This window comes from Bacillus sp. NH11B (assembly GCF_001884205.1).
Classification (GTDB): Bacteria; Bacillota; Bacilli; order Bacillales; family Bacillaceae_G; genus Bacillus_A; species Bacillus_A proteolyticus.
The window spans coordinates 17958-41557 of the sequence record NZ_MAOG01000010.1; the positions used below are offsets into that span (position 1 = coordinate 17958).

Annotated in this window: 17 protein-coding genes; 11 read left to right on the forward strand and 6 right to left on the reverse strand. The window is 36.8% G+C overall.

Going from position 1 to position 23600, the window contains the following annotated elements; all coding sequences use genetic code 11:
* Positions 1-38: 38 nt before the first annotated feature.
* Positions 39-1697: an L-lactate permease gene (gene lldP, locus BAU27_RS00375; RefSeq protein ID WP_071769821.1), complete on the reverse strand. Its 1659-nt coding sequence runs from the start codon at positions 1695-1697 to the stop codon at positions 39-41.
* Between the two features lie 284 nt (positions 1698-1981).
* Between lldP and BAU27_RS00380 the strand changes: the two genes are divergently transcribed.
* Complete coding sequence (locus BAU27_RS00380) at positions 1982-2299, forward strand: magnetosome magnetite crystal formation protein family (RefSeq protein ID WP_071769822.1); 318 nt, start codon at positions 1982-1984, stop codon at positions 2297-2299.
* Positions 2300-2460: 161 nt separating this feature from the next.
* Here BAU27_RS00380 and BAU27_RS00385 read toward each other — a convergent pair whose 3' ends face one another.
* Together BAU27_RS00385 and BAU27_RS00390 are read right to left on the reverse strand one after the other, a co-directional pair.
* A complete protein-coding gene (locus tag BAU27_RS00385; protein WP_071769823.1) occupies positions 2461-2952 on the reverse strand; it encodes a metal-binding protein in 492 nt (163 codons plus the stop codon).
* A gap of 50 nt (positions 2953-3002) precedes the next feature.
* Entirely contained in the window at positions 3003-3368 is a 366-nt protein-coding gene (locus tag BAU27_RS00390; RefSeq protein WP_071769824.1) for a YkvA family protein, read from the reverse strand.
* Between the two features lie 548 nt (positions 3369-3916).
* Here BAU27_RS00390 and BAU27_RS00395 point away from each other — a divergent pair.
* The 6 genes from BAU27_RS00395 to BAU27_RS00420 all read left to right on the forward strand — a co-directional run bounded on the left by BAU27_RS00395 (position 3917) and on the right by BAU27_RS00420 (position 13045).
* Entirely contained in the window at positions 3917-5845 is a 1929-nt protein-coding gene (locus tag BAU27_RS00395) for an LTA synthase family protein (RefSeq protein WP_071769825.1), read from the forward strand.
* Between the two features lie 503 nt (positions 5846-6348).
* The gene (locus BAU27_RS00400; RefSeq protein WP_071743912.1) at positions 6349-7233 is read left to right on the forward strand and encodes a D-amino-acid transaminase; all 885 of its coding nucleotides are present in this window, start codon (positions 6349-6351) and stop codon (positions 7231-7233) included.
* 210 nt (positions 7234-7443) lie between these two features.
* Positions 7444-9162, forward strand: coding sequence for a C40 family peptidase (locus BAU27_RS00405; protein ID WP_071769826.1), 1719 nt, complete (start codon positions 7444-7446; stop codon positions 9160-9162).
* Positions 9163-9524: 362 nt separating this feature from the next.
* Positions 9525-10736 carry a NupC/NupG family nucleoside CNT transporter gene (locus tag BAU27_RS00410; protein WP_071769827.1) on the forward strand — a complete coding sequence of 404 codons (1212 nt, stop codon included), beginning with the start codon at positions 9525-9527 and terminating at the stop codon, positions 10734-10736.
* 255 nt (positions 10737-10991) lie between these two features.
* A complete protein-coding gene (locus BAU27_RS00415) occupies positions 10992-11747 on the forward strand; it encodes a diguanylate cyclase domain-containing protein (RefSeq protein ID WP_071769828.1) in 756 nt (251 codons plus the stop codon).
* Positions 11744-13045, forward strand: a complete 1302-nt coding sequence (locus tag BAU27_RS00420; RefSeq protein WP_071769829.1) for a glycosyltransferase family 2 protein — start codon at positions 11744-11746, stop codon at positions 13043-13045. Before BAU27_RS00415 ends, BAU27_RS00420 begins: the two co-directional genes overlap by 4 nt.
* Positions 13046-13265: 220 nt before the next feature.
* On the opposite strand, the gene BAU27_RS33180 is transcribed toward BAU27_RS00420, so the two are convergent.
* On the reverse strand, positions 13266-13400 hold the full coding sequence (locus BAU27_RS33180) for a hypothetical protein (RefSeq protein WP_000833065.1): 135 nt from the start codon (positions 13398-13400) through the stop codon (positions 13266-13268).
* 248 nt (positions 13401-13648) lie between these two features.
* Positions 13649-15166, reverse strand: a complete 1518-nt coding sequence (opuD, locus tag BAU27_RS00430) for a glycine betaine transporter OpuD (RefSeq protein WP_071769830.1) — start codon at positions 15164-15166, stop codon at positions 13649-13651.
* Between the two features lie 677 nt (positions 15167-15843).
* Between opuD and BAU27_RS00440 the strand changes: the two genes are divergently transcribed.
* Together BAU27_RS00440 and BAU27_RS00445 are read left to right on the forward strand one after the other, a co-directional pair.
* Positions 15844-16725 carry a cell wall-binding protein EntA gene (locus tag BAU27_RS00440; protein WP_071769831.1) on the forward strand — a complete coding sequence of 294 codons (882 nt, stop codon included), beginning with the start codon at positions 15844-15846 and terminating at the stop codon, positions 16723-16725.
* A gap of 85 nt (positions 16726-16810) precedes the next feature.
* Positions 16811-17113, forward strand: coding sequence for a DUF3910 family protein (locus BAU27_RS00445; RefSeq protein ID WP_071769832.1), 303 nt, complete (start codon positions 16811-16813; stop codon positions 17111-17113).
* 233 nt (positions 17114-17346) lie between these two features.
* On the opposite strand, the gene BAU27_RS00450 is transcribed toward BAU27_RS00445, so the two are convergent.
* Positions 17347-18726, reverse strand: coding sequence for a zinc ribbon domain-containing protein (locus tag BAU27_RS00450; protein WP_071769833.1), 1380 nt, complete (start codon positions 18724-18726; stop codon positions 17347-17349).
* 397 nt (positions 18727-19123) lie between these two features.
* Here BAU27_RS00450 and BAU27_RS00460 point away from each other — a divergent pair, with 397 nt between their 5' ends.
* Together BAU27_RS00460 and BAU27_RS00465 are read left to right on the forward strand one after the other, a co-directional pair.
* Positions 19124-20743, forward strand: coding sequence for an SWIM zinc finger family protein (locus BAU27_RS00460; protein ID WP_071769834.1), 1620 nt, complete (start codon positions 19124-19126; stop codon positions 20741-20743).
* Positions 20727-23483, forward strand: coding sequence for a DEAD/DEAH box helicase (locus tag BAU27_RS00465; protein WP_071769835.1), 2757 nt, complete (start codon positions 20727-20729; stop codon positions 23481-23483). The genes BAU27_RS00460 and BAU27_RS00465 overlap by 17 nt, the downstream gene beginning before the upstream one ends.
* The last annotated feature ends 117 nt before the right edge of the window (positions 23484-23600 follow it).

Consider the following 23600-nt stretch of genomic DNA (forward strand, 5'->3'; position numbering starts at 1 on the left):
GATAATCTGAAAAATGCAAAGTTTATTTCTTTTGTTGTTTATGGAATCATCCACGTTAAATAATATGCCTGTACATACGTCATAATACCAACAATAATTACGAAGAATAAACTATGCTTCACTGTAAAGCGGAACAGATCTGATTCTTTCCCAGCAAGACCAACTGCCGCACAAGCGATTGCAATCGATTGCGGAGAAATCATTTTACCTGTTACACCGCCCGTTGTATTTGCTGCAACGAGAAGCACTTCAGGCACGCCAATTTGCTGTGCTGTAATTGCTTGTAAATTCGAGAACAGTGCGTTCGCTGACGTATCTGATCCTGTTAAGAATACGCCGATCCAGCCTAGGAATGGTGAGAAGAACGGGAATAACCCGCCAGTTCCTGCTAGCGCTAACGCTAATGTAGAAGATAAACCCGAATAGTTTGCGATAAATGCGAATCCTAATACGAATCCGATAGATAGAATTGGCATTTTTAGTTCGTTTAACGTTTCTTTAAATGTTGCTACTGCATCTTTTGCACTCATTTTTAAAATAAAGATAGAAATGATACATGCAATTAAAATCGCTGTTCCAGTTGCTGATAAAATATCTAATTTCAGGACTGCTTCATAAGGCGTTGGCTTATTTACTATCGGCTCTGCTTTCATTACTAAATTGTGCAATCCTGGAATTTCAAACTTAACTACAAGGCTTTCTAAAGCCCCTCCTGGAGCGAATAATGCCTTAAAGAAACTTTGGCTCCAAATCACAACCATCACCGTTAAAATAATGAACGGAGACCATGCTTTTACTACTTTTCCTACTGTTAGTTTCGGCATAGATGTCGCAGCCGTTGCTGCTACTTCACTATTTGCTTGTTTAGACTGATAGATTTCTTTCGGCTGCCAAACTTTTAAGAAGAGCGATAAACTTACTAAACTTACAAGTGCCGATGTAATATCCGGAAGTTCTGGCCCTAAGAATGTCGCTGTAATAAACTGCGTAATTGCAAATGAACTACCCGCTACAAATAGAGCAGGCCATGTTTGTCTTACCCCTTTAAATCCATCCATTAAAAATACGATAAAGAATGGAACAAATAATGATAAGAACGGTAATTGATGTCCAGCCATTTGTCCGATTTTATGCGGATCAATACCAGTTACTTGTCCAGCTACTGTAATCGGAATTCCCATCGCTCCGAATGCTACTGGTGCAGTATTTGCGATTAAACAAAGACCAGCCGCATATAAAGGATTTAAGCCAAGACCTGCAAGAAGCGCTGCCGTAATCGCTACTGGTGCACCAAATCCTGCTGCCCCTTCTAAAAATGCTCCAAATGAAAAACCGATCAAAATAACAAGTAAACGATGGTCATTCGTAATTGATAATACAGATGCACGAATAACATCAAATTGACCTGTTTTCACGGAAATTTTATATAAAAATACTGACATAATAATAATCCACGCAATTGGCCATAATCCGTATAAGAAACCGTATCCGGTCGCTGCCATTGCCATAGTGAATGGCATTTTATATGCAAATAACGCCACCAAAATTGTAAGTACAACTGTAATAAATCCTGCCACATACCCCTTCATGCGGAAAACTGCTAAAGCTAAGAAAAAAAAGATAATCGGAATAAGTGCGACCGCTGCAGAAACCCAAATATTCCCGAACGGATCATAAACTTGTGTCCATGTGTTCATTGTTCTCTCCCCCTCAATAATCCCCTTTTAAATAAACATAACCCCATCAATAGACTATCAGGTCATCATACCTTTAAGCCTAAAATAAAAAACGCTTAAGAAAACGTTTTCATTAATTTTATCACAACAATTTTCATTTAAAAAGATTTTTTGAAAATTTTATCATTTAAAACAGAAATCTTACAAAAGAGTCACGTTCTTGTAATGTTAATCGATAGGAAGCTCGCCAAATTTACTGCATACTAAAGGTATAAACAACGGACATTACTTATGAGGTGATATATATGAACGGAAACAAAATATTAGCAGCTTTATCATACTTTAGTGTACTATTCGCCCCTATCTTATTCCCTATTATCGTGTGGATTGTAGGCGATTCTGAAACAAAACCACATGCAAAACGTGCGCTATGGACACACATTATCCCAAGTATCGCTACATTCATTGGCTTAACTATTTTAGGAATTATGGGTATCGGATCTGATCAGGCAGATGTAACACTTGGAATTGGCGCAATGATTGTCTTATGTATTTGCGGAATCATTAGCTTATACTACTTCATTTGGAATATCGTAAAAGGTGTTAAAGTGCTGAAAGCTTAACTTTAAACAAACGTTTGATCAAAAAGAAACTGTCGCATGATGATAATGAAATTTTATTAGCGATTCGACAAGGAATATCGACTTAACTACAAAATGCGACAAGCATAACCTACCTATAAATAAGAAAAAACCGTCCCAAAATACCTTTTGGGACGGTTTCTTTATCTTCTGCGTTTCTTCTTTTTTCTCATCATTTTCTTTCGGCGTGTGTTCACTTTATCCGCTATAATGTGGAGCGTACTCGCCACTACAATGCCCATTACGAACGTTACAATTTCAACCTCATGTTTCTTCGCAATTTCTATTAAATTTCCATCGAGTACGATTACATTTAATAGGAATAAAAACGGAGAAAATACGATTAACATGTATGCGATACGAATAATATCACCAATTATAATCGTATGTGTGAAGAAGGAACGATGGGGCATTACGCTCCTATATGGATACCAAAAAATACGGAGTAACCCCCATTTATTATACGCATTACTATACGTATCTAAATCAGGTGTTAAAAATGAAGTACCTACTAAAAATCCGATTGCAAAAGTTAATAAAAAATCAAAATTTGTTAATCCATACGAAAAGAGCATAAACAAAACAACCGGAAGGGATATTAAGTTTATTTTCGTATGCGTTCTTCCTGATGGCATAATGCACTTCCTCGCTTACGTTCGCCCTGTCACTCTATGACAGTTCTCACCTATTGATCTAATTTCTGATCGATAAATGATGTGTCTATATCCGAACCAAACCATTCTGCCAACTTCACTCGTGCCTTATCTTTCACATCTTCATTAACGTATAACGACGCTTGTAATAATGCAGCCATTAACGCCCCTAAATCATCCGTATAACCAACTCCAGCAATGAAATCTGGAATGGCATCAATCGGTGCAATGAAATAAGCAAGTGCTCCAATTACAATAATTTTCACTCGTTTTGGAACATCAGGTCTTTGCAAAACGTAAAACAACAATAAACTCGCATAAATTACCGACTGCCCTGCCTGCTTCGCAACATGTTTTATTTTTTTCCAAAACGCTTCAACTGAAAATTTTTGTTTCATTTAAAAGCCTCCCTATTTTTCAAAAAAAATAAGCTACAATATGTTATCAGTAAAAGTTCATCAAAATTACACATAATCTATCAATGAAATTTCATTGTAACAAACAAACCCAAAAAGAACAAGTGTTCGTTAATTTTTTCTACATTTTCCTTCATATAATAGTTTTCTAGACACCGATTTTAACGTTTCTATTCCATATTTCTCAACCAAAAAACTTTCAATTCCACTTAACATTCTTTTCTATTTTTGTTATATTTTCTAGTTGACGGGTATATAAACGAATGTTAAAGTTTTCTCTGGTAGTGACAAATCACATACAAAAAATGTAAAATGTTATAGTGTTTCTCAGAAATGAATTTTGTTGTATAATACAGAAATGACGTTATGCTTATGAGCAGCAAAAGAAACCAGAAAAGGGTATGCATAGTTAAAGTCGTATATGGGTGAATATAGAAGCTCTAATTATGGCAAAAGAAACTATGTATTTTTTATTTTAACATTTTTCGCTCCAAAATCGACCAAGCCTGATAGAGAAAGGGTGGAAATGAATGAAAGAAACCTTGAAATCACAATTTCAAAATGTGCGTTTCACTTTATTCGTAGCTTTGGCCGTATGGCTAAAAACCTACATCATTACACGCACTAGCTTTGATTTAAAACTTGAATCTTTTATGCAAGAATTCATTTTATTCATTAGTCCATTAGCAGCATCATTACTGTTTGTGGGACTTGCATTATTTGCAAAAGGTAAAAAACGTAACTATATAGCACTAGGAATTAACTTTATCTTAACGTTCATTCTCGTTGGTAACGTAATGTTCTACGGATTCTACAATGACTTCGTTACTTTACCAGTACTAGGACAAACGTCTAATTTCGGAAGTTTAGGTTCTAGTGTGAAAGAATTATTTAACTACAAAATCATCCTTGCATTTGCGGATATTATTGTATTCTTCGTTCTGTTGAAGAAGAAGAAAAATTTTGCACCGACAGAGCGTGTAGCACGTCCGATGCGTTCCCTATACTTCGTGTCAACAATTGCTATTTTCTTCGTAAACCTAGGATTTGCAGAAGCTGAGCGTCCAGAACTATTAACACGTTCATTCGACCGCGTTATGCTTGTTAAAAACTTAGGATTATATGTACACCAAGCATACGATCTTGGCTTACAAGCAAAATCAAGTTCACAAAAAGCGTTTGCTGATAGTAGTAAATTGCAAGAAGCAGAAAACTATGTGAAAACAACACAAAGTAAACCAGATCCAAATATGTTTGGTACTGCAAAAGGGAAAAACGTAATTGTTGTCTCTCTTGAATCATTACAAACATTCTTAATTGGTGCGCAAGTTAACGGACAAGAAGTTACACCATTCTTAAACCAATTTGCGAAAGAAAGTTATTACTTCGATAACTTCTACCATCAAACTGGTCAAGGTAAAACATCTGATGCTGAATTCTTAGTAGATACTTCATTATATCCACTAGACCGTGGTGCTGTATTCTTCACACACGGTAACAACGAATATACAGCAACTCCAGAGATTTTGCGTCAGCAAGGGTATCACACATCAGTATTCCACGCAAACAACGCAACATTCTGGAACCGTAACATTATGTATCCGGCACTTGGTTATGATCGTTACTACAACGAACTTGACTACAAGATTACGCCCGAAACAAAACTAAACTGGGGACTAAAAGATATCGAATACTTCGATCAGTCTATCGATATGTTAAAAGAAGTGAAGCAACCGTTCTATACTCGCTTCCTTACTTTAACAAACCATTACCCATTCACTTATGATGACAGTACGAAATTAATCGACGAATACAATTCAGGCGATGGCGTATTTGACCGTTACATGGTAACTGCTCGTTATTTAGACGAAGCAATGAAACACTTTATTGAGCGTCTAAAAGCTGAAGGCATCTACGACAACTCTGTGATCGTATTCTACGGTGACCATTATGGTATTTCTGAAAACCATAACCGTGCAATGGCACAGTTCTTAGGAAAAGAAGAAATTACTGCATTTGACCATATGAACTTACAAAAAACACCGATGTTTATTCACGTTCCAGGTCAAAAAGAAGGTAAAACAATTTCAAAACCAACTGGTGAAATTGACATTAAACCAACAATTCTAAACTTACTTGGTGTAGATTCTACGAATCAAATTCAATTCGGTCATGACGTATTCTCACCTGATAATAAAGGATTCGTTGTTCTTCGTGACGGTAGTTTCATTACAGATAAGTACATGTACACGAACAGTACATTCTACGACCGTACTACTGGTGAAGTTGTACAATTACCGAAAGAAGAAGCTCAACCACTTATTGATCGTGCACATAATGAATTAAACATGTCAGACAAAATCATTGAAGGCGACTTACTTCGCTTCTCTGAAAGCAATAAAATCAAAACTGGTGAAGTAAAAACAGCTATTAAAGAAGAAAAGAAGAGCGCTGAGTAATCTCAGCCTCTTTTTTTATTTTCTGCTATCCTTCCTCTCCTAATTCATTAACTTTAAAATTACATAACCTTCACCGAATATTTACACTACATTCATGAATTATCTTTATAATAAAATATGTAAACGAGGTTTCACATATTTCTTATCTCTCATCTGTAATAAGATCTCTTAGAGAAATATGTGCACCATTTGTTTTCAACTTTCTTATGATTGTCTTACTAAAACTTTTAATAAGACGATATCCCTACGAAAGATAGCTACCCTCCTTGTGCAGCATTCAATACGAATGTTGCTTTTTTTATTTCAAAAAGCAGGATTCTCATTTACTATTTTCGAATTTGTATATACAAAATGCTATAAAGTGAAAATTTAATCAGTGGGGGGTTAACGGGCAGTTAATCACCACTACTTCTCTATAATTTATAAATACATATACGTCATATGAAGAGAATTGCTCACATAAAAATAACTAGAGTGCTTTTTATTCATGTACTAACGAAAGGATGGGACGAAAATTGGCATACGAAAAATTTGTACTATGGAATGATGCAGTTATTGATACAACAAAACATAGCGCGTACATAGAACTTGAAGAAAGAGGCTTGCAGTTTGGAGATGGTGTCTATGAAGTTATTCGCCTATATAAAGGGAACTTTCACTTATTAGATCCGCATATCACAAGGTTATATCGCTCCATGGAAGAAATAGAATTATCACTTCCTTTCTCAAAAGCAGAGCTTATTATCCTACTTTACAAACTAATTGAAAGTAATAATTTCCACGAAGATGGTACTATTTATTTGCAAGTATCTCGTGGTGTACAAGCCCGTACCCATACATTCTCATATGACGTCCCTCCGACAATCTATGCCTATATTACAAAAAAGGAAAGACCAGCTTTGTGGATTGAATATGGTGTACGTGCTATATCAGAACCAGATACGCGCTGGCTACGCTGTGATATCAAATCTTTAAATTTATTACCCAATGTATTAGCTGCTACGAAAGCTGAACGCAAAGGTTGTAAAGAAGCACTTTTCGTACGAAACGGTACTGTAACTGAGGGGAGCTGTTCTAATTTCTTTCTCATAAAAAATGGAACTCTTTACACACATCCAGCCAATCACCTTATTTTAAATGGCATTATTCGTCAATATGTCCTTTCCTTAGCGAAAACCCTTCGCATTCCAGTACAAGAAGAACTGTTCAGCATTCGCGATGTTTATCAAGCAGATGAATGCTTCTTTACGGGAACGACTATTGAAATTTTACCGATGACCCATCTCGATGGAACTGCGATTCAAGATGGGCAAGTTGGGCCTATTACAAAATTACTACAAAGTTCATTTTCTCAAAGCCTTTTAAAATCTAACAGCACATCTTACTAAATACGAATAATCTTCTCATTTTCTACATCAAATATATGTATTCAAATGGAAATCAAGGTGTAGATTTATACCTTGATTTTTTCTTGTAATCTTTTTGTCATATTCAGATTCCCGCATAAGTCTTGACAGTAATCGACATGCTCTTTAGAATTTTTAACAGTTGGTAAATATTTCTTAACTACATTACAGACAGAAAGGAATCGACAAATTATGAAAAAATACCTTGCCGGTCTTGCGGCAGTGTCTGTAGCAGGAGGAGCAGCACCTACACTTGATAGCGTTCAAGCTGCCCCTGAACAAAACACACAAAAAGCTGCTACACAAACTGTCCAAGCTTCCGCATCAAACAGTTCATCTTATACGGTGAATGCTAGCGTGCTACATGTTCGTGCAGGATCAAGTACTTCTCACGACATCATCTCTCGCGTTTATAATGGTCAAACATTAAACGTAATTGGAGAAGAAAATGGTTGGTTCAAAATTAACCATAATGGGAAAACAGGTTATGTGAGTGGTGAATTTGTATCAAAAAATGGAGAAAAAACAAATAACAATGTAAGTACAGGTGGAAACAATAAAGTTACTGCTGATGTATTACGTGTACGTACCGCTCCTAACACTTCTAGTTCTGTTTCAGGACGTGTATATGAAGGACAAACATTAAACGTAATTGGTCAAGAAAATGGTTGGGTGAAAATCAACCATAATGGACAAGTTGGCTATGTAAGTGGCGAATTCGTATCTGGTGTTTCTTCTAATGCAGGTTCTTCAAACAACAATACGAATAATACTGTAAAACCAGCAAGCGGAAACTATACAGTAAACGTATCTTCCCTTCGCGTTCGTACAGGTCCTAGCACTTCTCATACAACTATAGGTTCTGTGAAAAAAGGACAAGTCGTACAAGTCGTTGGTGAAGTTCAAGATTGGTTCAAAATCAATTATGCAGGACAAACAGCTTACTTAAGCAAAGACTACGTAACAAAAGGCGGTTCTAACGAAAACGCCACGCAAGGTAACAACCAGGAACAAAACAATAATGTAACTGTTCAAACTGGTGGCACTTACGTCGTTAACGCAACATCACTACGTGTTCGTACGGGCCCTGCTACTTACCATAGCGTAATTGGTGGCGTATTAAATGGTACGAAATTAAACGTAGTTGGATCTGAAGGTAGCTGGTTTAAAGTTAATTATCAGGGAAAAACTGGCTATGTTAGCAGCGAATTCGTAAAATTCGTTAAAGGTGGCACTACTACTCCTGAACAACCTGAGCAACCTAACCAAGGTGCAATTGGCGACTACTACATTAATGCTTCTGCACTAAACGTACGTAGCGGCGAAGGTACAAATTATAGAATCATAGGCGCACTTCCACACGGACAGAAGGTTCAAGTAATCTCTGAAAACTCTGGATGGAGCAAAATTAACTACAATGGTCAAACTGGTTACATCGGAACACGTTTCCTATCTAAAACACCAGTTGGGGGCGCAGTAGATAATAAGCCTAACGACAACCAAAATAACAATCAAAACAATAACAACAATAATACAAACAATAATAGCGGTGACAGTTCTTCTCTTCTTGCATACGCAAAATCTATGCAAGGCGTACCATACGTTTGGGGCGGTACTTCTGCTAATGGTGTTGACTGCAGTGGTTACATCTATCACGTATTTAAGAAATTTGGTCATAACATTAGCCGCCAAAGTGTTGCAGGATATTGGAGCAGCTTACCACAAACTTCAAGTCCACAACCAGGTGACTTAATTTATTTCAAAGACACTTATAAAGCAGGTCCTTCTCACATGGGTATCTACCTTGGCGGCGGATCGTTTATCCAATCTGGAGATAAAGGTGTAGCAATCGTTTCATTAAACAACTCTTATTGGAAAAGCCATTTCTTAGGGTATACAAAAGCACCTTAAGTGATAGTTTCAGAGCCTTCTAGTTTACTAGAAGGCTCTTTTTTAAAGGGCTCAATATAGTAATCCCCTTTCATTCTCTCTACGCAAAAATTATGCGTTCATTTCTCTATTTCATACACTATATTCTATAAAAATTATCCAAAACGTTATCATAATGTATATATTTCCACAAAAAACATAACCTATTTCATGTCGATTCATTTATATGTGTTTTTTCAAAGAATTTTCTTTTTATTTAAACTTTTCGTTAGACGTTTGACCTCCGATGTCCATTATGATACGTTACTTAAGATGTTATATTCGCAAAAGTATAGACAACTGGTTTATACACTTTTTTACTATGAGGAAGGAGCATACACTGCATGAATGTTTTATGGGGAATTGGCGGCGTGATTGGAGTATTAGCAATCGCTTTCTTATTATCTTCCAACCGCAAAGCTATTAATTGGCGCACAATTTTAATCGCGCTAGCATTACAAATGTCATTTTCATTTATCGTATTACGATGGGATGCTGGAAAAGCAGTTTTAAAACACGCTGCTGACGGTGTTCAAGGATTAATTAATTTTTCTTACGAGGGAATTAGGTTCGTTGCTGGGGATTTAGTCAACGCAAAAGGACCTTGGGGATTTATCTTCGTGATTCAAGCACTACTTCCAATTGTATTTATTAGTTCATTAGTTGCAATCTTATATCATTTCGGCATTATGCAGAAATTTGTTAGTATTATTGGTGGCGCATTAAGTAAACTTCTTGGAACTTCGAAAGCAGAAAGTTTAAACTCAGTAACAACTGTATTTTTAGGACAAACTGAGGCACCAATTTTAATTAAACCATACTTAGCACGTTTAACTAACAGTGAATTCTTCACTATTATGGTAAGTGGTATGACAGCTGTTGCCGGATCAGTTCTTGTCGGCTATGCAGCAATGGGAATTCCGTTAGAACACTTATTAGCAGCAGCAATTATGGCAGCTCCATCAAGTTTATTAATTGCAAAACTAATTATGCCAGAAACAGAAAAAGTAGATAATAACGTTGAACTTTCTACAGAACGTGAAGACGCAAACGTTATCGACGCAGCTGCACGTGGTGCATCTGAAGGTATGCAACTTGTTATTAACGTAGCAGCAATGTTAATGGCTTTCATCGCATTAATCGCTTTATTAAATGGCTTATTAGGATGGGTTGGTTCTTGGTTCGATATTAAACTTAGCCTTGATTTAATCTTCGGTTACTTACTATCACCATTTGCAATCTTAATCGGGGTTTCACCGGGTGAAGCTATACAAGCAGCAAGCTTTATCGGTCAAAAACTTGCAATCAACGAATTCGTTGCATACGCAAACTTAGGACCTCACATGGCAGAGTTCTCTGCAAAAACAAATCTGATTTTAACATTCGCAATCTGTGGTTTTGCAAACTTCTCTTCTATCGCAATTCAATTAGGTGTAACAGGAACATTAGCTCCTACTCGCCGTAAACAAATTGCACAATTAGGGATTAAAGCAGTTATCGCTGGTACACTAGCGAACTTCTTAAACGCAGCAGTTGCAGGTATGATGTTCCTATAATTTAATGTAAAGTCTCCTCTTTAAAAGAGGAGACTTTTTTGTATACCATAAATATATTTTCCGAATATAATAAACAATTCATATTTAGATTATATGTTACAACGATTAGTATGTCTGTTTATCTTTTTTTGCAACGAAAGGAATACTATTTGATGTCACACTCTAAAAAAAGAATTCCAGCTACACGGTCCATTTATTAATAATTGTGCATACTACAAATATCCTGCATGAATCATCTTTAAGGAGGAAAGTTTCGTGAAAGATAAATCCTATAAAGTCCTTTCTATGTGGATTTTGCAAATTTTATTTTATTTTACTACTGTACATGTGACGAAATATGAGCACGCGCTCATTTTTACAATTATATATGTCATCATAAATGTACTATTCCTATTTTTAGCTGATAAAACAGCATTTATTTTCTTTATACTGGGAACGATTATTTCAGTATTCTATTTATTTTATGAAGCGTGGCTTTACTTATGGAGTACATCAGATCAATGGGAATACATCATTACCCACTTCCTGATGGCAGCTAACTTCTTCCTTGTTTATATTTCAACCCACTTATTAAAAAAGGTTATCCTTAAAAATAGAGAGCTAACTGAGCGAGTGCGGGTGCTTGAGCAATACATTGGAGAATCCAAATTATTAACAAGACAAGAATTCGAAAGACGACAAGCATTATTAAAGACTGCGATGAATCGCCGCAATGAAACAGGCATTATTATTTTCTTTGATTTCACTTCCTTTAGTAAATATACGAAGGAAAGTGTCATGGATCGTGTAGCTTCATTATTAGTTGATACAGTAAGAACTAACTTTGACCTTGCTGCTGAATATGACAGCAACACATTAGTCATTTTATTACAAAACACAAATGAAAATGGTGCTGATATTGTAATGAACCGTCTACAACCAAAAATGGAGCAATGGCTTACCGCTGAAGCAATTCAAGATATTAAAATAAAACGAGAACAAATCAACATAAAAGGACAAACACCATTATGATGACACTCGTTATACTCCTTTTATTCCTTCTGTTCTGCGTACTCGTATTTTGGATTAGCATCACATTTTCAATTAAATATGTACTTATTTTTACTGCCTTTCTATTCTCAGGCCTACTCGTTTACTACTCTCTCTTAACACTCGCGGGCTTAATTCATCGAAATAGTAAACGAAAAGATCGTACGCTAGAACATTATCCAAGTGTAGATATTTTAATACCCGCCCATAATGAGGGCGTCGTTATTAAAGATACATTAGAAGCGATGGCAAAGATTGAATACCCAGGCAAACTAAACGTTTATTTATTAAACGATAACTCTCAAGATGAAACACCTGAAATTGGCGATGATTTCGACAAAGCTTATGCTCATATTCATCACATTCGTGTACCACCTGGCGAACCGAAAGGAAAATCGCGTGTATTAAACTACGGTCTTAGCATTTCAAATGGTGAATATTTCTGTGTTTACGATGCAGATAATCAACCTGAACCACATGCACTACGAATGCTCGTAGAACATGCTGAAACCATCCAGGATGCCGTTGGAGCAGTTGGACACGTTCGTACAGTAAATGAAAAGAGAAATTGGCTCACACGAATGATTTCATTAGAATTTCAGATTTTCCAGCTCCTTATGCAATCTGGACGCTGGCTATTATTCCAAACAGGCTCACTGACCGGAACAAACATGCTCCTTCGTCGTTCCGCATTAGAAGAACTTGGCGGCTATGATCCTTACGCAATTGCAGAGGATGCCGAATTAACATTGAGAATTACCCAAAAAGGCTATCTCTTACCAATCGTCCCGGAATCGATTACATGGGAACAAGAACCTGAACATTTAAAAATTCTTATTAAACAACGTACACGTTGGCTTCAAGGAAACTTATATATTTTAGAAAAAATGTTTTCTTCGCTAAGCTTCTTTAAAGGAAAGCTACTCATCCACTCCTTACAGCAAGTTTTAGTATATGTCGTATTTTGGCTATTCTTAATCATTTCAAACGTTTGGTTTGTAATTGGACTGCTGGGGATATTCCAAATTCAATACAGCATTCCATTACTATTTATGTGGTATGTCGCATATATTACATATGTTTCTCAATTATTTAGTGCCCAGAGCGTCGAACGAACCTTTACACCAACCAACATTTTCATAAGCGTCATTATGTACTTTACGTACGCACAGCTCTTTACGTATTTGTTTATTCGCAGTCTCATTCTTTACTTACGTGCAAAGAGCAAGAAACAAGTAATTGGCTGGGATAAAACAGTACGATTTAAAAAGGAAAAATAAAGTGAAACTTTAATCAGTGGGGGTTATTCATTTCCCACTGATTATTAGCCCTCACCAATCGGGCTTTTACGGAATAAAAAATAAGCACAGAGCGCCGTAAGCTCTGTGCTTATTTTTTACCGTAATACTATATATCAGACAATACCCCTTAGCTGAAAGTAATTTCACGTCCATCCCCCAACGAACGATCGACCTTCATTTATATACGAAAAAGTGATTGCTATTTTTGTAGAACCAGTTGCTTTTCTTGCTGCTCTTTGCGCGTTTCAGTCTTAGGTTCCGTGCTTTCTTGGACATTGCGATGTGCCACACGTTTCAAACAAATATGCTTCCACTTTCTTTCGTAACGTTTCATTATTCTAGATGTCCCCCTTGAATGCGATTTAAAACTATTTGAAATCGCTTACAGGAAATAATATAGCACATATACATAAAAGTGACAACACATTTCCGACATATTTTTGTCAAAAATATGAACATAATTTACACAACATCGAATATTGTCGAAACATATCGATTTTCCTTTTCGAACTGCTGATATCACCCTTTTCCTAATAGGTGCATTAAAAAGGAGCTGATATAAAATCAGCCCCTTTCCTTCTATTATTTATGTTGCTTCATACGCCCTTCTTTTTGCAACTCTTTAAATAGTGCTGCAATCATAAAGAAAATAACAAATACAAATGGGAATGCCGCGATAATCGACGCAGTTTGCAGCGCCTCTAATCCACCAACATACAATAAGGTCGAAGCTATTACTGCTAAAACAATACCCCAAACCATTTTGATGCGATTTGGTGGGTTTAAACTGCCATGTGTCGTTAACATCCCTAGTACAAACGTAGCAGAATCTGCTGATGTGATAAAGAATGTTGAAATAAGTAAAATAGCTAGGACAGATAAAGCCGGTCCCATGCCGCCCATTTGATCTAACATAGCAAACAATCCTACTTCTGTGCCCATCTCTTTAATTTGGTCATATATATTCGCTCCATCGAACAATTCCATGTGAATACCTGTTCCTCCGAAAACAGAGAACCAAAGCGCACCGATTATTGTTGGTACGAGTAACACACCGATGACAAACTCACGAATTGTACGTCCACGTGACACACGAGCAATAAACGTCCCTACGAATGGTGACCATGCAATCCACCATGCCCAGTAGAAAATTGTCCATGACTGAATCCATTGATTTCCGCCTTCATTTAATGGACTTAAACGGAAACTCATACTTGGCAATTCTTGAATGTATGAACCGATTGTTGAAGTGAAATAATTCATAATAAAGTTTGTCGGACCTGCAAATAATACAATTATCATAAGTGCAAACGCTAAAATAATATTCGCATTACTTAAATATTTAATTCCTTTATCGAGTCCCGTTTGTGCAGATAGCATATAAAGAACAGTTACAATTCCGATGATTACTAACTGTGTCGTTAATGAGTTCGGAATGGACGTTAAATAACTAACACCACCCGCAATTTGCTTCGCCCCAAGTCCTAATGATGTTGCCACACCAAATACTGTCGCAAATACAGCTAGAACATCAAACATATGGGCAATACGGCCATGTTCACCGCCCTTAAATAGTGGACCCACTGTCGCACTAATTGTACTTGCCCTTCCTTTTCTAAATGTAAAGTACGCAATACATAATGCTACAAGTGCGTATAATCCCCACGGATGTAATCCCCAATGGAAAAATGAGAAACGAAGTGCAAGACGTGCACTCTCTTCAGTTGCACCATCTCCAAACGGAGGTGTGTATAAATGATTCAATGGTTCTGCAACGCCCCAGAAAACCAAACCGATTCCCATGCCGGCACTAAATAGCATAGCGAACCATGTCATATAACTATAATCAGGTTCGTCATCATCTTTGCCTAAACGAATCGAACCGTACTTAGAAACAATTAAAAAGATAGTAATCCCTAAGAAAATAGAAACAGAAATAATATAGAACCATCCAAACTTACTTACTAACGCAGCTTGAATTGCAGTCGTTACATTTCCTAAACTACCTTTTCCAATAATAGATTCGGGAATAATCCCCCAAATTGTAAATGCAATACATAATGTTAATGAGACAATAAATGTTTTCGTCAGTTTCCTCATCAAATCCCCCTTCGTATGTTTCATTTCTTGTAAATAACATAAATTCCGATATGTTAAATCGGATAGAAAACTATAGTTTTTGCGGTGATTTTCTTTCAACTCGCTCAGTTTTGCCTTCACCAATTAGAATTCTTATGGACAGCCTTACCTTCCGTGCAACCTTTTCACTCTGCAAGAGCTACAAGATAGGAATACTACTGTCAAATTGCGTGAGAAAAATGCGGATGGGAAGAGATTTTCCCAAAAAAGGATGTGTTACAGATGTAAAAAAGGGCAGATTTGTTCTTTACAACCCTTTCTTCTTGTAACAATTATGCGGTTTTTTTGCTAGTATATAGCGCATGTTTATAACTTCACAAACGAGATGTTTATGTTTATATAACTATATTACCCATAAAACGGTAAAATACTCAAGGAATGTAACTGTATAGTAATCATTATGTAACACTAATGTAATATTTTTATTTACGTCGAAAAAAATATGTTGCATTAAATATTTTGAATATAACCAGAAACCTAATAATGATATGGAATGAAAAACGCTTCCTTCTAATTCTAGCTATATTACAAAGTGTTAACGACTTATTACGAATGGTTTGTAATTGTGTGTTTTCCCAAAATCCGAAAAAATCTGTTGCTATAATGAGGACACGAAAACAAACGCAATGGAGGCTATCATGAAAAAATTAATTGGTATAGCAACAGCAGCAGTTTTTGGTCTTGGGATTTTCACATCATCTGCCAATGCAGAAACTGTTGTAACAACAGACGTACTAAACGTACGAGAAAACCCTACTACTGAATCAAAAGTTGTCGGTAAATTACTAAACGGTAATAAAATAGAAGTTCTAAATACAGAAAACGGATGGTCACAAATCAAATTAGATGGTAAAGACGCATTCGTAAGTACAGAGTTTACAAAAAGCTCTTACTATGTAACAGCTAACGTATTAAATGTACGTGCTGAAGCGAACACAAACTCAGAAATTCTTGGAACGCTTAAGAAAGACGATATGATCGAAACAACGAACCAAGTACAAAATGAGTGGTTACAATTTGAATATAACGGGCAAACGGCTTATGTTCATGTTCCTTTCTTAACAGGTACAGCACCTGTTATTGAGAAACAAGAAACGCCTGCTCCTGCTAAAGCTGCAGCACCTGCACCAGCTAAAGCTCAAGCACCTGCACCAGTAAAAACAGCTGCTAAGCCTGCAGTAAAAGCTGCTGAAACTAGCGAACCTTCTGGTGGTCGTGAGTTAACAGTTGAAGCTACAGCATATACAGCTCACCCGAGCGAAAATGGCGGCACATATGGTGGCCGTGTATTAACTGCAATGGGTCATGACCTAACAGCGAACCCAAACATGAAAATGATCGCTGTTGACCCGAAAGTAATCCCATTAGGATCTAAAGTATGGGTAGAAGGTTATGGAGAAGCTATCGCTGGTGATACTGGCGGTGCAATTAAAGGTAACCGTATCGACGTTCTACTTGGATCAGATAGCGCTGCTCAAAAATGGGGACGCAAAACTGTTAAAGTGAAAATTTTAAAATAACCAATGACTACTAAATTACAGCCGGTTCTCTTTATTGAGAGCTGGCTTTTATTTTTTATATAATACATATAAGGAGGTGACGTCCATGAATTTACAAGCTAAGGTAGACTGGGTCGGTACACCAAAACCGTACATATATAAAGATGATATAACATATGATGCTATCGCAATTGACTTCTCACTCGCAAATGATGACAATCGCTATAAATTAATTGTGCTCAAGTCTGAAGAAAATACACATTACAAAATCGTACAATATGGAATAAAACCAGGCTCTCAAAAGCCATTCCCTATTGATATTCCATTCGAGCAAGGAATGCTACCGCTCATAGAACAAATATTAAATGATCCATATGTACAGGCGATATTAAAGCAAACACGATCCTAATCGCAAAAAAGGGTATCACCTAGTAGAATTTTCCGACTAAGTGATATCCTTTTTATTTTCCCTTAGTAAACACGAGTAGAGAAAATTATATCAATGATTTTTTCGAATATATCTATCATAACTTACAATATATCAACGGTTCGACATGAAATATCGATTCACAGGCAAAGATTGAAAATAGCGGCGCCACATAAAAAAGAGACTGTTCAAAATTGAACAGCCTCTCTCTTATATTAACGAGTCGGACCAGATACTTCCTCTGACTTCAGCATATTATTCGCTCCAAGAGAATGGTACAATATCTTTCCATTTCCATTAACAGTAACGATATGGTCATTATTAAAGCTTTTGAATTTTACAGAGCCATCACCATAACGAATATGATATTCTTCATATGTCGTTACTTTATATTTCGTTTCACTTTGACGCTCTACATTACGAATTTCCATTGTTAATAAATCTTCTGTAATTCCTTTTTTGTGTAGATATTGTAAGTAATCACGGTCTTCCTTATACGATTTCCCGCTCTTATCATAATCATTTTCAATTAAGCTAAAATCATTTAATGCAATTGCACGCACGTTATTATAAATATGATTTTGTACAAAGTCACCAACTGCTGAGCTTGAAGCTTCTTTCGGGAACCTTAAATAATATGTGCTTTGGTCTCCAACTTTGATGCTTTCAGATTTAATGACACCAAAATCAGTGTTTTTCTCTAAATGTACTTCTACCGTTTCATCTGTCGGTACAGGACCAAGTTTATAGCTACCGTAACTTAATTTTCCGCGTTTCTTACCATTAACAAAAACAGTTGCGTCGCTTTCATCGGAAGAAATGGTTACATAATTCCCTTCAAGTGACAAATTCACTTCTACTGTCCCATTCTTTTCGTCTGCTAGATCTACTTCTTTTTCTGTCTCTAATTCAGTAAGTTCTGTCTTCGCCTTCGCCTTTACAACATAAGCACCTGGGAAGTATGGACCTAATTCTTTTGAGGTTTTACCACTAGAAAGCTCTGTTTCTTTTTTATCATTTACATATATTTCAGCATTCTTTGCAGTCGCGCTAACACTCATGTAATAAGATTTCATGCTGAACTTATACTTCGGATATAAGAACCACTCTTTCCCGTCTTCTATAATTTGCCCATCTTTAAAAGATGCATTATCACTTGCTAACTTTTGATTTACTGCTTCTTTTTGTAAATAAGACAGTAATGCTTTATTGTACGAAGGATTATCCTTTAAATAACGTATGTAAGCTTTAATATCTTCTGTCTTCACTTTTAAGCTTGGATCGTCTACTTTCAAAAACTCATCGATTGCATTCACATCTTTCTTTTGGAATGCTTCGATCATTGCATTTACTTGCTTTTCCTTCGAAAACTTGCTTGCACCGAATTTATATGCGCCAAACAAAATAGCAACAACAATGACAAAACCTATAAGTAAAAACATGTTTTTCTTACTTTTCACTCGCTTTGTTTCTCTACGCATTTCTGAATGAGAAGAAGCTGTTTGATCAGCAATTTCTTCTACTTTACTTCCACACTCAGGACAAAAGTTCAAATGGTCTGCAAGCTGATTTTTACAAGTTCCACAAAACTTCAATATGCTCTCCCCCTATTTCTTAGCTAATTTCATTCCAGCGAACGCCGCTACATATGTCACAATGAAACTAAACAAAGTTAAATATATAAATGAATTTTGCATAGATAGCACCGTGCCACTTGCATTTCCTTTTTCAATTGAGTAATTTCTTATGCAATTTGCAACTTCTGCTTTCCTTGTTCTATTCCCTCTTGTAACTTATTCATTCCACTACCTAATCTCGTCTGTAAATCTGACAAGCTAACTCTCTCACGATAAATATATAGTAATATACAAAATTAACTTCATATATATTACCATGATTTTCTAATTGTGTAATTAGAATTTCATTTTTTCTGTTTTGAGCATTTTTTGTTTATAATGGTAAAGGAAAGAAATCTGTGTACGGAGGAATATTATGCTGCAACACTCAATTACGAAAGATGAAATTATGATGATTGCGAATGAGTTCGTTCAAGGGCTTGATCCGCAGCAAGTTGCTGATCAGGAGCATGTCGCTACAGCTCGGCACCTATATCGTAGTGGTGTTGTCTATAACGTTGACTTTGATGGCTATACGCTATCAGGAACTGTAGATGCTGAAGGCAGTGTATATAGCGTTCACATCCCGATTCGTAACGTCGCTGAAAGCTATTGCGATTGCTTCGCGCCAACGCAATGTGAGCATATGCTTGCTGTGTTACTATCTGCAGCTTCAAGTTTTGGGCAGGTAGGGGACGTATTAACTTTATTTAAAAATAATACGAAACCTTCCCTTCCTCCTATTCGAACTGCAAGACAAGTATTGCAATCATCAGCTTTTGAAGAAATGGATTATAAAAGTTGGCACACATACTTTGAAAATGAATTTGAATCATTTAAAAAGGAACAGGCTCGGCTCACTTATAAACAAATGTATTTTCTTATGAGTCTTTTTACAGACTTCTATACAAAATTAGAACGGAAAGCTCCGCGCGTCATTGCTATTCATGAATTATTTAAATTGCACGCGGCGCTTTATTGCTTTCAAAAATTATTAGAAGAAATTCAAGAATTTGAAGCAAACAAACTATATTCTTATCACCAACCAGTTAACGTCGTTCGTCTATTCGTTGATAAAGTTGAATCTATCGTTAGGGACTTAAAAACAGAAGCGATTCCGGCAGAATCCGAACCGATTTTACAAGCAACCGCTCGGCTCACGCATGAAGTATTCTTCTCTACCGATGCCTATACACAAGAGCGATTCTTCATTTATCGTCACATATGGGGTGAATTGTTAAGAACAGAGGCACAGCTAAAAGAAGAAGAAATACGGATCGATACTAAAATTAATCCACTTTCCAAAGCATTAGCCTCTTCTCATCTGCTCTTTTTAAATAATGAAGATTTATTGGCAATGGAATTACTCGAAAAACAGCCTGCTTCTGTCGTAAGCCTTTATTTTTATTGGTTAGAAGAGTTATTAGGTGCAATGCAGTGGGATCGCGGGAAAAACTGGCTTTCCTTTACGTATAAACAAGTAAAGAAAACAATACTCGAACAAGAGAATACCGTCTTCATACAAGATATCGTTCGGTTATTTGTAATGATGTATGAAACGTATGCAACACACACGAATGAACAAGCGGGATTAGAAATGATTTTACAAGAACTCCTGCCGTATAGTTTCGCAAATTACGAACAATACGTACTAGCGAAAAAACAATACCGTGCATGGGCAGAACTTCATCTCTTATATGGATTTGAGGCAATCGAACTTTTGAAAGAACCATTGAAAGATATTGAAAAAGAAGCGCCTGAAGCAGCACTTCCTCTTTATCATCTTGCCGCAACAGAAGCAATTGAAGAACGGAATCGCAAATCATACAGACGTGCCGTTCGTTACTTAAAGAAATTACGTATGCTTTATAAACGACTGAAACGAACTGATGAATGGGATACATTCATTATTCACATTGCTAATTTACATTCACGTCTGCGCGCACTACAAGAGGAATTACGGAAAGGAAAATTAATCGATGATCATACAAACTGAAGTAACAATTAGGCTCCAGCACGTTAGTCAAGGTTGGTTCCTTTGGGGAGAAGATGATAGCGGTGCTCCCTTATCCGTAGCAATTTGGAAACAAAATGCATTCACATGGCACTCTACTTCCTTCTACGGCACTTTTCTAAAAGAAGCAACGTATGAAGGTAAACAAGGCGTTATGCTAACGAATGTGCAAGCATTTGAATACATCGCAAATAAACCGATGAACTCATTTGCAAATATGCAAATGAACGGTCCTATTACAGCACTTACAAAGGATGCAAATGAATTATGGGACGCTTTCGTAAGTGGAAGCTTCGTACCCGATATGGAGCGTTGGTCTCATCAGCCATCTTGGAAAGTTCAGAATACCCCAATTGAAGATGACACGTTAGCATCACTTTTCACTTCAGCTGTGAACGAAAGTATTTTGCAAGATAGTCGCTCAAATGATGGCTGGGAAGATGCAAAGAGACTATATGAACATTACGACTTTACGAAAAGGCAATTGGAAGCAGCACTACATGAAGAAGATTGGCTTCGAAAAATTGGTTACATTGAAGATGATCTTCCATTTATAGTTGGATTAAGACTTCAAGAACCACAAGAAGAATTTGAAATGTGGAAGCTCGAAACAATCGTTACGCCAAAACGTGGTGCGCATCGCATATATGTATATGAGAATATCGATTCCTTGCCAAAAAGATGGCACGATTACGAAGAACGTATTCTTGAAACACAAGAAGGATTCAGTAAGCTCGTACCGTGGCTAAAAGAGGACGACAAGTTCAGGGAAGAACTCTTTGAAACAGAAGCTTGGAACTTCTTAACCGAAGCAAGTAATGAATTACTCGCAGCAGGTATTACAATTTTACTACCATCATGGTGGCAAAATTTAAAAGCAACAAAACCGAAGTTACGTGTACAGCTGAAGCAAAGTACAGCACAAACACAATCTTTCTTCGGCATGAATACGCTCGTTAATTTCGACTGGCGCATTTCAACGGACGGAATTGATTTATCAGAAAGCGAATTTTTTGAACTTGTTGAGCAGAACAAACGCCTTTTCAATTTAAATGGTCAATGGATGAGACTTGATCCTGCCTTTATTGAAGAAGTAAAAAAACTAATGAACCGTGCAGATAAATATGGACTAGAAATGAAAGACGTGTTGCAGCAACATTTATCTAACACCGCGGAAACAGAAATTGTAGAAGACGATAGTCCGTTTACCGATATTGAAATCGAACTAGATGGATATTATGAAGAGCTTTTCCAAAAACTTCTGCACATTGGAGATATTCCAAAAGTAGATGTACCCTCTTCGCTACAAGCAACACTCCGTCCATATCAACAACACGGCATTGAATGGTTGCTATACTTACGAAAGCTTGGATTTGGAGCATTATTAGCCGATGATATGGGACTTGGAAAAAGTATTCAAACGATAACTTACTTACTATACGCTAAAGAAAACAATCTCCAAACAGGACCTGCATTAATTGTTGCACCAACATCAGTCCTTGGAAATTGGCAAAAAGAATTTGAGCGTTTCGCACCAAATTTACGTGTTCAGTTACATTACGGGGGTAACCGAGCTAAGGATGAGTCATTTAAAGACTTCCTTCAATCAGCAGATGTTGTATTAACTTCTTATGCATTAGCTCAGCTTGATGAAGAAGAACTTAGTACCTTATGCTGGGATGCTGTTATTTTAGATGAAGCTCAAAATATAAAAAACCCACATACGAAACAGTCGAAAGCAGTCAGAAACCTACAAGCAAATCACAAAATTGCTTTAACCGGTACACCAATGGAAAACCGACTTGCTGAGCTTTGGTCTATTTTCGACTTTATCAATCACGGGTATCTCGGAAGCTTAGGACAATTCCAGCGCCGCTTCGTCACGCCGATTGAAAAGGACCGTGATGAAGGAAAAATCCAGCAAGTACAACGATTTATCTCGCCATTTTTACTGCGTCGTACGAAGAAAGATCAAACAGTCGCATTAAACTTGCCAGATAAACAAGAACAAAAAGCTTATTGTCCACTAACTGGTGAACAGGCTTCCTTATATGAACAACTTGTTCAAGATACATTACAAAATGTAGAAGGATTAAGCGGGATTGAAAGACGCGGCTTTATATTACTTATGCTGAACAAGCTAAAACAAATTTGTAACCATCCGGCTCTTTACTTAAAAGAAGAAGAACCACAAAATGTAGTTGAACGCTCTATGAAAACAAAAACGTTAATGGAGCTCATCGAAAATATAAAAGACCAAAATGAAAGTTGCCTAATCTTCACGCAATACATTGGCATGGGGAACATGCTAAAACGTGTACTAGAAGAAAATTTCGGTCAGCGTGTCCTCTTCTTAAACGGGAGTGTACCGAAGAAAGAACGTGACAAGATGATCGAGCAGTTCCAAAACGGAACGTATGACATCTTCATCTTATCTTTAAAGGCCGGCGGAACAGGATTGAACTTAACCGCTGCCAACCATGTCATTCACTATGACCGCTGGTGGAATCCTGCTGTAGAAAACCAAGCAACAGACCGTGCATATCGTATTGGTCAAAAACGCTTCGTTCACGTTCACAAACTGATTACAACAGGAACACTCGAAGAGAAAATTGATGAAATGTTAGAACGAAAACAATCATTAAACAACGCCGTCATTACAAGCGACAGCTGGATGACCGAACTATCAACAGACGAACTAAAAGAATTACTTGGTGTATAAAGTGAAACTTTAATCAGTGGGGGGTTCCATCCCCCACTGATTATTAGCCCTCACCAATCTGTTTTTTTACGGGCAGCAAGGCTCCCACAAATAGCGGGATAAACAAAAAAGGAGCAA